This window comes from Bacteroides sp. D2, assembly GCF_025147085.1.
GTDB lineage: Bacteria > Bacteroidota > Bacteroidia > Bacteroidales > Bacteroidaceae > Bacteroides.
The window spans coordinates 6195910-6210256 of the sequence record NZ_CP102261.1 but is presented as its reverse complement, the minus strand read 5'-3'; the positions used below and the strand labels follow the sequence as shown (position 1 = coordinate 6210256).

At 41.9% G+C, this 14347-nt stretch carries 13 protein-coding genes; 4 read left to right on the top strand and 9 right to left on the bottom strand.

All coding sequences use genetic code 11. The features are described 5' to 3' along the window. Positions 1-292 precede the first annotated feature (292 nt). The 9 genes from NQ505_RS23535 to cdd all read right to left on the bottom strand — a co-directional run bounded on the left by NQ505_RS23535 (position 293) and on the right by cdd (position 9637). Positions 293-1468, bottom strand: a complete 1176-nt coding sequence (locus NQ505_RS23535; RefSeq protein WP_008999898.1) for a DUF418 domain-containing protein — start codon at positions 1466-1468, stop codon at positions 293-295. Between the two features lie 9 nt (positions 1469-1477). Then, positions 1478-2527 (bottom strand): acyltransferase family protein, encoded by a 1050-nt coding sequence (locus NQ505_RS23530; protein WP_008999899.1) that lies wholly within the window; start codon positions 2525-2527, stop codon positions 1478-1480. A 79-nt stretch (positions 2528-2606) separates the two neighbouring features. Continuing rightward, on the bottom strand, positions 2607-3170 hold the full coding sequence (locus NQ505_RS23525; protein WP_008999900.1) for a Crp/Fnr family transcriptional regulator: 564 nt from the start codon (positions 3168-3170) through the stop codon (positions 2607-2609). A 6-nt stretch (positions 3171-3176) separates the two neighbouring features. Beyond that, a complete protein-coding gene (nudC, locus tag NQ505_RS23520) occupies positions 3177-4001 on the bottom strand; it encodes an NAD(+) diphosphatase (protein WP_369748565.1) in 825 nt (274 codons plus the stop codon). 47 nt (positions 4002-4048) lie between these two features. Beyond that, the gene (locus tag NQ505_RS23515) at positions 4049-5749 is read right to left on the bottom strand and encodes an ABC-F family ATP-binding cassette domain-containing protein (RefSeq protein ID WP_008999902.1); all 1701 of its coding nucleotides are present in this window, start codon (positions 5747-5749) and stop codon (positions 4049-4051) included. A 419-nt stretch (positions 5750-6168) separates the two neighbouring features. Next, on the bottom strand, positions 6169-7542 hold the full coding sequence (locus NQ505_RS23510) for an FAD-dependent oxidoreductase (RefSeq protein WP_008999903.1): 1374 nt from the start codon (positions 7540-7542) through the stop codon (positions 6169-6171). A gap of 100 nt (positions 7543-7642) precedes the next feature. Continuing rightward, the gene (locus tag NQ505_RS23505) at positions 7643-8224 is read right to left on the bottom strand and encodes a DUF417 family protein (protein WP_008999904.1); all 582 of its coding nucleotides are present in this window, start codon (positions 8222-8224) and stop codon (positions 7643-7645) included. Between the two features lie 88 nt (positions 8225-8312). Beyond that, complete coding sequence (locus NQ505_RS23500) at positions 8313-9152, bottom strand: AraC family transcriptional regulator (protein ID WP_004300715.1); 840 nt, start codon at positions 9150-9152, stop codon at positions 8313-8315. A 2-nt stretch (positions 9153-9154) separates the two neighbouring features. After that, complete coding sequence (cdd, locus tag NQ505_RS23495) at positions 9155-9637, bottom strand: cytidine deaminase (protein ID WP_008999905.1); 483 nt, start codon at positions 9635-9637, stop codon at positions 9155-9157. Positions 9638-9747: 110 nt separating this feature from the next. Here cdd and NQ505_RS23490 point away from each other — a divergent pair, with 110 nt between their 5' ends. From NQ505_RS23490 to NQ505_RS23475, 4 genes are all read left to right on the top strand, one after another. After that, the gene (locus NQ505_RS23490) at positions 9748-10653 is read left to right on the top strand and encodes a glucosaminidase domain-containing protein (RefSeq protein ID WP_008999906.1); all 906 of its coding nucleotides are present in this window, start codon (positions 9748-9750) and stop codon (positions 10651-10653) included. 195 nt (positions 10654-10848) lie between these two features. Beyond that, on the top strand, positions 10849-12225 hold the full coding sequence (locus tag NQ505_RS23485; protein WP_008999907.1) for an NAD(P)/FAD-dependent oxidoreductase: 1377 nt from the start codon (positions 10849-10851) through the stop codon (positions 12223-12225). Between the two features lie 181 nt (positions 12226-12406). Further along, the gene (locus tag NQ505_RS23480; protein ID WP_004300706.1) at positions 12407-13654 is read left to right on the top strand and encodes an efflux RND transporter periplasmic adaptor subunit; all 1248 of its coding nucleotides are present in this window, start codon (positions 12407-12409) and stop codon (positions 13652-13654) included. A 17-nt stretch (positions 13655-13671) separates the two neighbouring features. Then, a complete protein-coding gene (locus NQ505_RS23475; RefSeq protein WP_008999908.1) occupies positions 13672-14337 on the top strand; it encodes an ABC transporter ATP-binding protein in 666 nt (221 codons plus the stop codon). The last annotated feature ends 10 nt before the right edge of the window (positions 14338-14347 follow it).

The window sequence follows — 14347 nt, the reverse complement described above, 5'->3', positions numbered from 1 at the left end:
TCTTTTGAAGATTGTGGAGGCGCTTCTTTTTCTCTGTACATAGCTCTGATTCTGCCTATTTTCGGGTATTTTTCCTCACTTGGTACAGTTCTTTCATTTCCTTTGCATTCTTTAAGTCCACTTGCAAATCCTTCTTGCGAGAATCTTGTTGTATTGGCATCATCTCAATTTCAACAGGCAGGCTGCGGATATACACATGTGTTGTTGATGCTTTAGAGTGATACGTTCAGTTTCATATTCGTAAGTTGTTCGTTTGTAGTTGTGCATATTTCGTAGCCTGCTTTTCTTCCTGTCATTTCTTGGTTCCTATCCAAGTCCATTTATGCCATATTGTTTCCAATGGTCCTTGTTTATGTTTAGACAGCCACCATTTGCAGAACTTAACCTGTAACAGGAAAAGAACGATACCTATAATCAAGCTAAGAGTATATCCACAGTAAGGAGCAAGATAAAGCCCGAATGGGAAATAGATAATAGCTCCTAAAATAGATTGGGAAATATAGTTGGTCAAACTCATTTTTCCGTAGAATCGTAGGTTGGATACGGCTTTCTTGAATTTATCCTTCTGATAAAGCAACATGAAAGAAGAAACAAGTACAATCGTGAATGCAAACTTCTGCCACATATCAAAAGCAGTACCTACTGTTTGCTGAATCAGACTGCTGTCACTTTGCATGATCTGTTCTTTTAAAGAATATAGTGGCGCAAAGCTGATAGCTGTGATAATGAGCGCTTTCGTCCAAAATCTCAGATGAGATTCGGTGGCTACAAATAATTCTTTGCGTCCGATATACAAGCCAAACAGGAATAGTCCGGCAGTTTGCAAAAAGCGTCCCGCACCGATAGCCCAGAACAGACTTGCTTTCTGTCCCAGAGTGATATTGCCTATCAGAAAATCCCAGAAGTTTCCGGCTTTAGTGTAATCTGCTACTTCAGCATACATGGCTCCGACATTCAAATCGGGTAGGGTATAGGCAGGATTGAAAAGACTCATTATGTAATGGAACCATTCAATCGGTTGCAATGAAAACAAGATGGCGGTGATTAGAATAGCTTTGTCATTCCACTTACGTACGATAAACAGTACGAGACTGACTACAACGAACAACAACAGGACATCTCCTGCGGGAAAGAAAGCGGCATTAAGAGTGGCAAATCCTGCAAGTAATACCATTCTCCATAAAAAACGGTAACCGAAGTCTTTTCCTTTTAATTGCTGGTTGTGCGACTGGATAAAGAAAGTGAATCCAAAAAGCAAAGCGAATATGGCATAAGATTTTCCGGCAAGCAGCGAGAAGGTTGCATTCAATACTCCCGCATCCAAAATGGTGAGCCATTCGGGAGAGCTTTCTGGATAAACAGGGAAAATGAAATGTTCCAGGTTATGTACTAAGAGGATCGCCATTACAGCAAATCCTCTAAGAGCATCTACTACTTCAATTCGGGGTGTTTTTGTTGATAATTCCATGGGGTTGATTTATGATTGTTTTTTAGTTAGTATTCGTTTTACCCATCTATTGGCGGGCTTTTCAAAATAATAATAAGAAAGTAAGCTAAGCGCAATGATGATACAGAAAATGATGGGCACACTTATCATCCAAGATATCTGCCATTGATAGAGAGCAGCCATTTGGGTATACGTGAGTATAATAAATAAGTGTATCAGGTAGAAACTATAACTGATTTCTCCTCCTATCACTAAGATCCGGTTGGATAGTAACCGGGATATGTATCCTCTTTGTAAAGCAAAGACAAGTATAACCAGAGAAACTGGCAGCCAATAGTAACAAGAATAGCGGTATACTTTAGGAATATCTGCGGCACAAAAATAGAAAATGAAAAATAAAACGACCACTCCTACTTCTAACAATGTTCCGATGGAATAAGAAATCTTTTTATTGTATATGGATTGGTATAACTGATAAAGTAAAACTCCTACAAAAAAGTCTGGCAGGCGGGTGATTGGATTTACATACCAGTATCCCTTAATTTGTTCTTCAGGAGTCAGATGCATACCAATCAGCATGACCAGCAGGCAGACGAAAAGAGTGATGCATAGATTCCGTTTACTGTTTAAGAAAGGAATGATAAGAGGAAAACAGAAATAAAACAACTGTTCGCAACCCAGACTCCACGAAGGGCTATTGAATGAGAAGAAATAATTTGCAGAAGGGAAGAACGGTTGCAGTAGAAAAGTGGAAGCGACAAAGTGTTTGATCCAGTCCATCGTATCACTATATTGAACGTATCCTCCTATACATGCGGCAATCAATAGTGTAAGTAGATGTAGGGGATAAATGCGGGCAATACGTGCTATCCAGAAAGTGCGTTTAGTGGTGGTCTTTTCTAATAGCTTTTTCTGATAGTTATAGGCAATAATGAAGCCACTAAGGATAAAAAAGAAGCTGACTCCAACAAACCCCTCTTTAAAGAAGTGAGCGTCGAAACTTGGATCCAGAACATAACAGTGTGCTCCGAATACCATCAAGGCAAATAAAATGCGTAAAGAGGTTAATGTGTTAATCACGATACTTTGTCTATTTTTGTATTTGCCTACAAAAGTACAGTTTTTCTGCAATATATAAATTCACATAGATTAAAAAGAATCAGGATTCGGAACGTAAACGGCTAAGATGCTGGGGAGTCATGCCAAGGAAAGAGGCTATATATCCCAGTTGAGCACGGTGAACGACATCGGGTTGATCGCGTAAAAGTTGTTCATAACGTTCTTTGGCCGGGAGATATAAACGGTTGATATGGTGAATATCCATATACAGTAAACATTCTTGGTGAATGACACGTCCCCAGTTGGCAATTTCTATATTAGCTTCATAAATCTGGTTTAAATCTTCAATACGTATGGCGTATAATTCACAATCTTCCAGCAATTCTACATATTCATATCCTGGTTCGTTGTGATATAAATCTTTCATAGCAAAGGTTATATCACCCTCACGTGAAAACCAGATAGTGATTTCTTCGCCGTCACGTAAACAATAGGACCGGCAAAATCCTTTTTCAATAAAGTAGACGTGACGGTCTGATACTCCGCCCTGTATCAGTAAATGTTTTTTAGGAAGCTCCATCTTCTTCATATAGCTGAAGAGTTCTTCCAAAGAGTTATCAGATACCGGATAATACTGACGGATTCCTTTGATGATATTTTCCATATTCAATTACTCATTTGGATGCTCAATCCACCAATCAATCATTTTTCGGGCAAGACTAAGTTTTCTGGGTAGTTCGGGTAAATAATCTCTTGTATAAAAGTCTCCCGAACTCAACTCCTCATCTTGGAGCTTGATTTCCCCTCCGGCATAATCAGCAATGAAGCCGACCATTAGTCCGCTAGGATAAGGCCAGGGCTGGTTACCAAAATAAGTGATATTCTTTACGTCCAGTCCGGTTTCTTCTTTCACTTCACGTGCTACACATTCTTCTAATGTTTCTCCGGTTTCCAGAAACCCGGCAACGAGACTATTGAATGTTCCTTTAAAATTGCGGGCATGCACTAAGAGCAGTGAATCTTTTTTTCTCACTAATACAAGAATCGCTGTGGATATGGAAGGATATACCTCCCGACCACATTTCGGACAACGTTTCATGATAGACTCTTTCTGTTCCATCGGCGTGCCACAGGCAGAACAGAAACGGCTGTTTCTATCCCAATGCAGAATTTCATGCGCTTTTCCTGCAGTCTGATAATGAGATAAAGGAAGATAATCATAAGAGGCGCGAAGTCCTATCATTGCCCATCGCTCCGATTCTTCAATGGGAGAGGAGAGGGAGAAAGCTTTGCAGTTTCTCCCTTCCAGTGTTGTGATATTGTGTACTGTTGTTTTTTCTTTAATAATGATAGGAGAACTTTCTCCACATGGGACGGCATACTTACCATCCCCTTTTTTCTCAAGAAGCAGTTGATCTTTATAAAAGATAAACCACCATGATTGTACTGTCTGATCCATTTTGTTCCAATTCTTTTCTTCGCGCTGCGAAGTTATAAAAAACTAGGTTGATATTTAGACTTACCGGATAAAATATCAATAGGCTAGCTTAATAAAATACGTTGCTCGATACCGATTTCCTGAATAAAATAATCGTCGTGTGAGATTGCAATTACAGTACCGGTATAGTTCTTGATGGTAGCAGTGATGATTTCAATGCTCTGTATATCCAGATTGTTGGTCGGTTCATCCAGAATAAACATATCGGGAGTATTATTGCTAATCATCAGGCAGCAGAAAGCAAGGCGCATTTTCTCACCACCGCTAAGTTTCCGACAGGATTTATCCCATTCGGAAGCGGGGAATAAATAACGGTTTAGAATAATCTTTATTTCATGCTCCGGCAGGTTCCGGTTATTGAAAGCGTAAGCCTGTTCCAGGATACTGTTCCGGTCGTCGATGATAGAATATTCCTGATTCAGATAGACATAGGTGAATTCCATTCGTGTCAGGTTTCCTTCTTGTGGCTGAAGTTGTCCGGTGATTAGCTTCAAAAGAGTTGTTTTCCCACTGCCGTTGGCCCCTTCTATACGGAGGCGGTCCCCACTCTTTAGTTGGAAGCTGATGGGTGTTTGCCAAAGTTGCTGTTTGAAGTCGCTATTATCCTGAATATCATTACTGTCTGGACTGGAATGATTACCGGTATCAGCAAGATTTGCTTCATTATTCATCTGAATATGACTGTTGATTGAGTTGGGATGATAACCGAAGTTAATCTCTTTTGCTGTCACCAATATCTTTCCGGTGTGGAGCGAGGAACTATTAAAATCGGTTTTTAGTGTATCGGTCGGGGAGAGTGAACTTCGAAGTTGGTTACGTTCGCTTGTTAACTTCTCGGCTTTCTCCTGATGGGTGCTGTTAAGTTTACTGGTACTCTTTTCCGATTTTCCTTGAAGCGCGTTGAGCACAATGCGTGGAACTCCCTTTTTAATATTATTCTTTTCTCCGCGCACATTTTGTTTGTCCCTGCGTTCGACCGTTTCGCGTGCCACTTTGCGGGCAATGCGCAGTGCTTTCTCTTTTTCTTCGATACGTTGCTGCAATGCTTCCTGCATCAGCGTTTTTTGTTCTTTGTAGAATTCATAGTTTCCACCATAATAATTGATTTGATGCTTTTCCAGTTCGCATATTTCAGGGAGAAGATTAAGCAGAGTGCGGTCATGACTCACCACTAACAGCGTGGAGTGACATTTCTCTACCCAGTCGTATAAACGTTGCCTGCCGGAAGAATCAAGATGGTTGGTCGGCTCATCCATAAGTACGACAGATGGGTGATGGATGTCCATCCCTGCCAGAAATACACGGGTCTTTTCACCGCCACTAAGCAAATTCATTGGGTAGGATAGAGTAAACTGTCCTAGCCCCCATAAATCGAGAGCAGCAATGGAACGTTCTTCAATATTCCAGTCATCGTCCAGGACGACGAAATTTTCGTTTGAGGCATCTCCTGACAGGATAGCATGTAGGGCTTGTTGCTTACGTTCTATCCGGAGTGCTTGAGCGATAGTCAATGAATCATATTGCCCGAAATGTTGCGGGATATAATATAGGTCGTCCGGACGGACAATGACACCGGAAGAGGGTGAAAGCTGCCCGGCAATAATTTGCAGCAAAGTAGATTTACCGCAACCATTGTTACCGACTAATCCCAGTTTCTGCCCCTTACTGATGGCGAAATTGAGATCACTGAATAATACTTCTTTATCCGGATGGATATAGCTGATTTGTTGAATACTTATAGACATGATGATCTATTGGGTTTGAGGTTGAAAATAGAGTGAAGGAAAATCACAGGATAGGGGAACGACAAACACAATACTGGCTAAACAACACGGATTTCGTGATGCTTAACAAAATAGAAAAAGCATATAAGAAAAGTGATGTTTACTTAGAAGTGTTGTCTTACTTACTAATTCTCATTGCGGTAGGTATATAGTTTAACTTGGTTGCAAAGATAACACTTTCTGTTAGATTTCACTCTGTTAAGATGGAAAAAGAATAAGATTCATTTATTTAGAGGCTCTGTTTATCTCATTCAGAGCCTCTGATTACTCCAAATACAGCCTCTGTTTACCCTATTTAGAGGCTATGTTATGTATTCAACTAATCATGATATGAAGTACCTTGTTTTTTCTGTTTTTTGCAAGTAAATCGCCTATTTATCTTATATGTCAAATAATTGATTTAATCTCTCGCTCATGCTGGGATGTGTGAAGATAAAATCGCGTAAGAATGTAGACGGTTGTCCCGTTTTCATAGCCATAGCTACGATATTGATGATTTCTGAAGCATCGGCACAAAATAGTGTACAGCCCATAATCTTCCCGTTATGATTATTGATGATGGCTTTTAGCATACCATCTGTCTGTCGCAATGTACGGGCACGGACAACGGAAGATGCCGGCAACCGGGAAACCTTAAATGAATATCCCCTTTTCAGAGCTTCTTCTTCACTGATTCCGATATGCGCCAATGGCGGATCAATAAACACTGCATATTGAACAGGATCACGGTCTCCGATATCACGCTTCTTGTCACCGAAGAGCTGATCGCGGATAATCCGGAAATCATCCAGAGAGAGATAGGTGAATTGTGCTCCGCCTTTTACATCTCCCATTGCCCATACATGGGGAACAGTGGTACGTAACTGATCGTTTACTATGATAGCCCCATGCGCATCGACTCCTACGCCTGCTGCTGACAGGTTTAATCCCTCAATCATCGGTTTACGTCCCGTTGCGATGAGAATGGCATCTCCATCCATATAATAAGGAGTGCCGTGGGATACGTCCGAGTAAGTCAGCGTCACTCCATCATTGGTGTCATGGATAGACTGTGCACGCGCGTTCAAATGGATTTCAATACCTTTCTTATCCATTACTTCCTTGACGCTGTTTGCAATATCCCGATCTTCACGAGGCATAAATTTATTTCCTCCTTCGAGTATCGTCACTTTACTGCCAAATCCGGCATACATAGAAGCAAATTCCAGTCCTATATATCCTCCGCCTATGATAATCAAGTGATGGGGAAGGACGTTTAAATCCAGAAGCGTACTACTGGTATATACATGCTGGCTTTGCTGAATGCCGTCTATTGCCGGAATGATAGGAGTAGAGCCTGTATTGATAAATATCTCTTTACCTTGCAGCTCGATGTCTCCTTCCGAAAGCGCAACTTTTATCGTATTGGAAGATACGAAAGAACCCGTCCCGGTGTAAATAGTCACATTAGGACGTTTGTTTAGTCTTTCGTAATTATCATTTCTAAGAAAAGAGGTGAGACGGTTCTTTCGACTGATGGCTTGTTTGTACATATTCGCCTGTTTGGGAAAATCGTCATGGTAAAGCAAGGCGGAAACCTCTGCTTCATGCACCAGCGTTTTGGTAGGAATACAGGCTACGTTAGGGCAGGTTCCTCCATACATCATGTTGGAACGTTCCACGATGGCAACTTGCCATCCGCGGTTGGAAAGTTCGGCAGCCAGGGTCTTTCCTGCCTTGCCGAATCCTATTATTATTGCATCATATTGTTTCATAACTTCTTTTTATTAACGATTCGTATGAGACTATATAACAGTCTGAAAATACGATTTGTTCCGCAATCTCAAGAAGTCAGCACTTTCTGCAAGGGGAGCATTAGTCTTTTTTAAGTGTTTTGAGTACTCGTTGTGACGAGTCGGATAGTAACACTACGGCACTGGCTAAGATTACAATATCTTTAATCACCAATCGTCCTGCACCGGATAGTAACGGGAAGCCGAACTCTCCGCTTCCCAGATCGGGAACCCAGACTTCCGGGGTAGTGACGAGAAAAGAAAGTGTTCCGAGCGTCATGATAATGGCAAGGGCGTCACCTGCCAATCCCACTTTTGGGAAAAAGATGCCTAGAAATACCAGTATGCCGATGCTCATAATAAGAGCTCCCAGTCCGTAGGAGAAAGTATAGGTACGGTTTGCTTCGTGCCATGCTCGATTTTCCGGGACGAAAGCACCCTCCGCATTTTTGTGTTCTTTGTATTCGGGCGCACCTTTAGCATAGAAGAAACTCATGAAGGGACTGTTGGCAACAAACGGGACAATTCCGTCGGCTTCATAATGGAAATACTTCAATCCGCCTATCCATACAAATACTATCAGGATAGCCACGCGGATAAATTGGATACCGAAACTTTTCAGACTTGAAGTGAAGGTCAGTAAAGCGATAAATTTCTCTTTCATTTTGTTGGGGTTTTAATGGGTTTATCTAATGTTGCAAAGGTCGTTCATTCTCCATACTCCCCAAATAGCAATACTTCCGTATACCTTATCAATTTTTCCCTTCCTGTGTATTTCTGAATTGTACGGCACTCTGTCCGGTCATATTTTTGAAGAAACGGCTGAAAGAGGCCTGGTCTTCAAATCCAAGAATATCGGCAATTTCTTTAGCACTTTTGTTGCTGTAAAGCAAAAGGCGTTTGGCTTCCGCTTCCACCCGTTCGTGGATTACCCGGAGTGGCGAAGGCAGTTTACAGGTTGAAAAGATGTTCGATAGTGTCTTGGGAGATTTATGCAGCATGTCGGCATAGTCCTGTACCTGCTTTTTCGTCCGATAATGCTCGTCAACCAAGTTATAGTATTGGCGGACAATCTCGAAACCGGATTCTTTTTCACGGGTGATATTCATGCGATGACGTGCAATACGAGTACATTGAATGATGAAGCGTTTCAGCAGGATGCGTAGCATCTCCTCCTGCAGGCTGTCGGAAACGGTAAACTCGTTTTCCAGTGCTTCGGTAATGGTGTCGAGCTCTTTACGTTCTTTTTCATTCAGGGTAAAACGGATCAGGTGAGAAGAACCGTTGAACAGGAAACCGCTGCATGACACTTCATGGTCATTGCCATAAATGCAATAGAAGTTACTGTTGAACAGCAAAGTCAGGTATTCGCCGTCAATCGATTTAAATTCGAGGTGTTGCAGATGAGTGAGTGAAATCACTTCATCTTTGGTAAGCATCATTTCCTGATGGTCGATTTCTACTGTGATGCTTCCGCTGCGTACCCATATAAATTTATAAAGCCCCTTTTCTTTTTGCAGTGCTTTTTCTGTCAGATAAGAGTCTGTAAGTGCGAGTGTTCCTTTTAGTTTCGTGTGATATTGTTGTAACATAGCTAGTCCTCCATTGCTGATGCGTCAAATGATAGCGGCAGTAGGTCGCCTATACTTTTTACTTCGTAGATACATTCTTTGCCATATAATAGGATACGGATGGGTTGTTTGTAACGCTTTTCCGTTTCCAGAATCACTTGCCGGCAAGCGCCGCAGGGAGGAATCGGTTGGTCGATGAAATCTTTTTCCGTTCGTGCCGCGATGGCAAGAGTGACGATCGGCTGGTCGGGATATTGGGAATTGGCATAGAATAAGGTAGTGCGTTCCGCACAAAGTCCTGACGGGTAGGCGGCATTCTCCTGATTGGTTCCTGTCACAACAGCTCCGTTGCCCAATAACGCAGCGGCACCTACGGAGAAATGGGAATACGGAGAATAACTACGAGCTGTTGCCTCCATGGCAGTCTGCATAAGTGCCCGATCGGCCTCATTCAACTCATCATATTGATATACTTTAATAATAGCGGTAATTGTGAGGTCTCTCATATACGTTAGGGTATTGGTTTCTACAATTAATGTTACAAAGTTAGGAAAGAGATTGATAATCCCAATTATTTTTCGGATTTTTGTGCCATCTAATCCACATCTGAACTAAAATGGAGAATAAACTGTATAGACTTATCTTTTTAACCATTGTTTTCTTCTTTGCCGTAGGAGTGCAGGCACAGAAACGAAATGCCCGTTACATCGAATATATAAATAAGTATAGTGATTTGGCTGTTGAACAGATGAAGCTTCATAAAATTCCGGCCAGTATCACACTGGCGCAAGGGTTGTTGGAAAGTGGTGCCGGATACAGTCAGTTGGCACGAAAGAGTAATAATCACTTTGGTATTAAGTGTGGTGGCAGTTGGCGGGGGCGTAGTGTTCGCCACGACGACGATGCGCGTAATGAATGTTTCCGTGCCTATAAACATCCTCGTGATTCTTACGAAGACCATTCCGACTTCCTTAGAAGAGGGGCCCGTTATGCTTTTCTTTTCAAACTGGATATCACCGACTATAAAGGGTGGGCTCGTGGACTGAAAAAGGCGGGATACGCCACCGATCCTTCTTATGCTAATCGCCTGATTACGATTATCGAAGATTATGATTTGTATAAATACGATCGTAAGGGTGTATATTCAGAACGGAAACTGAAAAAGAATCCTTGGTTGATGAACCCGCATCAGGTGTATATTGCGAATGATATAGCCTATGTTGTAGCCCGCAACGGTGATACTTTTAAAGACTTGGGTGACGAATTTGACATTAGTTGGAAGAAACTTGTGAAATATAATGACTTGCAGCGTGATTATACGTTAGTAGAGGGAGATATTATCTACCTGAAGAGCAAGAAGAAAAAGGCTTCCAAACCTTATACCGTATATATTGTAAAAGATGGAGATTCCATGCATGGTATCTCTCAAAAATATGGTATTCGCCTCAAAAATCTGTATAAGATGAATCGTAAAGATGGCGAATATGTCCCTGAAATCGGAGATAGATTGCGCCTGCGATAGAGACTCGTAGAACTTTTTTTTGTTTGGCGCCGATGAGCAGCCTTTCCGGCACCGGGGAGGACATGTTTCGGTACCGAGGAATGGGTGTATCGCCACCGATGAATGAATCCGGCTTCTTTCTTCATGAAAGTTTCGAATTTTGAAAACTTAATGACTCATTGATGTGTTATTATCTTGATAAAACATGATTATAATATGAGTCTTAACATTGCAAAAAGTAATAAGAAACGTGTCGTTATAGTAGGCGGTGGTTTCGGTGGCTTAAAATTAGCTAACAAGCTGAAAAAGTCAGGCTTTCAAGTCGTATTGATAGACAAGAACAACTATCATCAGTTTCCCCCTTTGATTTATCAGGTGGCTTCGGCCGGTATGGAACCTACTTCCATCTCTTTCCCCTTTCGTAAAATATTCCAGCGCCGGAAAGATTTCTATTTCCGTATGGCGGAAGTACGTGCCATTTTCCCGGAAAAGAATATGATACAGACTTCCATCGGAAAAGCAGAATATGATTATCTGGTGTTGGCTGCAGGAACTACAACCAACTTTTTCGGTAATAAACATATTGAAGAAGAAGCCATGCCGATGAAAAATGTTTCGGAAGCAATGGGATTGAGAAATGCTCTTCTTGCCAATCTGGAACGTGCCTTAACTTGCTCAACCAAACAGGAACAACAAGAGTTGATGAATATCGTCATTGTAGGAGGTGGAGCAACCGGAATAGAGGTAGCCGGAATACTTTCCGAAATGAAGAAATTTGTCCTGCCAAAAGATTATCCTGATATGCCGAGTAGCTTGATGCATATATATCTGATTGAGGCCGGGCCGCGATTGCTTGCCGGAATGTCGGAAGATTCTTCCGCTCATGCTGAACAGTTTCTCCGTGAAATGGGGGTAAATATCCTGTTGAATAAACGTGTTGTGGATTATCGTGACCATAAAGTGGTACTTGAAGATGGTACGGAGATTGCTACGCGTACTTTTATTTGGGTGAGCGGTGTTACCGGAGTGACTATCGGAAACATGGATCCTTCGTTGATAGGACGTGGTGGACGTATTAAGGTCGATTCGTTCAATCGTGTAGAGGGAATGAGTAATGTGTTTGCTATTGGTGACCAATGTATTCAGGTTGCTGATGAAGATTACCCGAACGGACATCCTCAATTGGCACAAGTGGCTATCCAGCAAGGAGAATTGCTGGCAAAGAATCTGATACGTATGGAGAAAGGACGGGAGATGAAACCTTTCCATTACCGTAATCTGGGTTCGATGGCGACTGTAGGTCGTAATCGTGCCGTGGCAGAGTTTAGTAAAGTGAAAATGCAGGGATGGTTTGCCTGGGTGATGTGGCTGGTTGTTCATCTGCGCTCTATTCTTGGGGTGCGTAATAAGGTTATTGTACTCTTGAATTGGGTATGGAATTATTTCACTTACGATCAGTCTATGCGTATGATTGTCTATGCCCGTAAAGCAAAAGAGATTCGTGATCGTGAAAAGGTGGAGGAGACTACCCATTGGGGGAAAGAACTGATACAAGAGGAAAAGAACCCCTCTACTACGTCATCATCCAAATAGACAGGTTTCCTGCTGGCAGGATGATAGATTCTATTCTGAACGGTAAATTCGTACAGGGTGTCCGATATCGGACACCCTTTGTTTTTTGTTATCTTCTATTTATCAACCATTTACGATTTTGGCACAGATTTGGTGTATGAAGTACCGAATTGATACATCATAAAATAGTAAATGATCGGATATGGACAGAGAAATTCCTAAAGAGGTACGTCAAAAAGAACGTAATAAGAAGATAATTCGTTATTCATCCATTGGAGTGGCAAGTATTATTGCCATCGGTGTACTTATATCTGTATTAAGGGCAGGAGTGGAGGCAAAGGATCTTGTCTTTTCCACAGTCGATAAAGGGGTGATTGAGGTAAGTGTCAGTGCTTCCGGTAAGGTTGTCCCTGCTTTTGAAGAAATTATCAATTCTCCGATCAACAGTCGTATTATTGAAGTCTATAAAAAAGGGGGAGATAGCGTAGACGTAGGTACTCCGATTCTGAAACTGGACCTTCAGAGTACGGAAATTGAATATAAGAAGTTGCTGGACGAGGAACAAATGCGCCAGTATAAGCTCGATCAGCTTCGCGTCAATAATCAGACGAAACTTTCCGATATGGCAATGCAGATTAAAGTTTCGGCAATGAAATTGAGTCGGATGAAAGTGGAGTTGAGAAATGAACACTATCTGGACAGTCTCGGTGCAGGAACAACGGATAAGGTACGCCAGGCTGAATTGAGCTATAATGTGGCTCAATTAGAGTACGAACAACTTCAGCAACAATATAAAAATGAGAAGGAAGTAGCTGCTGCCGAACTGAAAGTTCAGGAGCTTGACTTTAATATCTTCCGCAAGAGCCTTTCCGAAAAGAAACGTACGTTGGATGATGCACAAATCCGTTCCCCGCGTAAAGCTATTCTTACCTATATTAATAACCAGATCGGTGCACAGATTTCCGAAGGCGGACAGGTGGCTATCATTTCTGATTTGAGCCATTTTAAAGTGGAAGGTGAGATTGCGGATACGTACGGTGACCGTGTAGCAGCCGGAGGAAAAGCAATTGTTAAGATAGGGAGTGACAAACTGGAAGGGACAGTTAGCAGTGTTACACCGCTATCCAAGAATGGTGTGATATCATTTACCGTTCAGTTGAAAGAAGATAATCACCGCCGCTTACGTTCCGGACTAAAGACAGATGTTTATGTGATGAATGCTGTGAAGGAAGATGTAATGCGCATAGCCAATGGCTCTTTCTATGTGGGACGCGGTGAATATGAACTTTTTGTCTGCAACTCGGATAATGAACTGGTAAAACGTAAAATACAGTTAGGAGATTCTAATTTTGAATATGTAGAAGTGTTGAGCGGATTGCAACCGGGTGATAAAGTAGTAGTAAGCGATATGAGTGCTTATAAGAACAAGAATAAGTTGAAAATTAAATAAACTAAATACTAGAAGTTATGATAACATTGAACTCTCTTTCTAAGATTTATCGTACGGACGAGATTGAGACGGTAGCATTGGAGAATGTGAATCTTACGGTAGAACGTGGAGAATTTCTAAGTATAATGGGACCTTCCGGATGCGGAAAATCCACCCTGCTGAACATAATGGGATTGCTTGATGCACCTACAATGGGAATGGTGGAAATCAACGGAATACGTACCGAAGGAATGAAAGACAAGGAACTGGCGGTTTTTCGTAATAAAACGCTCGGTTTTGTATTTCAGTCTTTTCATTTGATTAATTCGTTGAATGTGATGGATAATGTAGAGCTCCCCTTGCTTTATCGACGTATGGCTGGCAGTGAACGAAAACGGTTGGCACAAGAAGTATTGGAGAAAGTAGGGTTAAGCCATCGCATGAATCATTTTCCTACACAACTTTCCGGTGGTCAGTGCCAGCGTGTAGCTATCGCCCGTGCTATTATCGGTAATCCCGAAATAATCCTTGCCGATGAGCCGACCGGTAACCTGGATTCAAAGATGGGAGCTGAAGTGATGGAACTGCTTCATCGGTTGAATAAGGAAGACGGACGCACTATCGTGATGGTTACCCATAATGAAGAACAGGCGAAGCAGACTTCGCGCACTATTCGTTTCTTCGATGGACGCCAGGTACAATAGAAGCGGCCTC

Bases quoted from the DNA above. Each gene is read 5' to 3' on its own strand.
- NQ505_RS23535 (WP_008999898.1), bottom strand. From the start codon at position 1,468: ATGGAATTATCAACAAAAACACCCCGAATTGAAGTAGTAGATGCTCTT.
- NQ505_RS23525 (WP_008999900.1), bottom strand. From the start codon at position 3,170: ATGGAAAATATCATCAAAGGAATCCGTCAGTATTATCCGGTATCTGAT.
- NQ505_RS23515 (WP_008999902.1), bottom strand. From the start codon at position 5,749: ATGTCTATAAGTATTCAACAAATCAGCTATATCCATCCGGATAAAGAA.
- NQ505_RS23510 (WP_008999903.1), bottom strand. From the start codon at position 7,542: ATGAAACAATATGATGCAATAATAATAGGATTCGGCAAGGCAGGAAAG.
- NQ505_RS23505 (WP_008999904.1), bottom strand. From the start codon at position 8,224: ATGAAAGAGAAATTTATCGCTTTACTGACCTTCACTTCAAGTCTGAAA.
- NQ505_RS23500 (WP_004300715.1), bottom strand. From the start codon at position 9,152: ATGTTACAACAATATCACACGAAACTAAAAGGAACACTCGCACTTACA.
- cdd (WP_008999905.1), bottom strand. From the start codon at position 9,637: ATGAGAGACCTCACAATTACCGCTATTATTAAAGTATATCAATATGAT.
- NQ505_RS23490 (WP_008999906.1), top strand. From the start codon at position 9,748: ATGGAGAATAAACTGTATAGACTTATCTTTTTAACCATTGTTTTCTTC.
- NQ505_RS23485 (WP_008999907.1), top strand. From the start codon at position 10,849: ATGAGTCTTAACATTGCAAAAAGTAATAAGAAACGTGTCGTTATAGTA.
- NQ505_RS23480 (WP_004300706.1), top strand. From the start codon at position 12,407: ATGGACAGAGAAATTCCTAAAGAGGTACGTCAAAAAGAACGTAATAAG.
- NQ505_RS23475 (WP_008999908.1), top strand. From the start codon at position 13,672: ATGATAACATTGAACTCTCTTTCTAAGATTTATCGTACGGACGAGATT.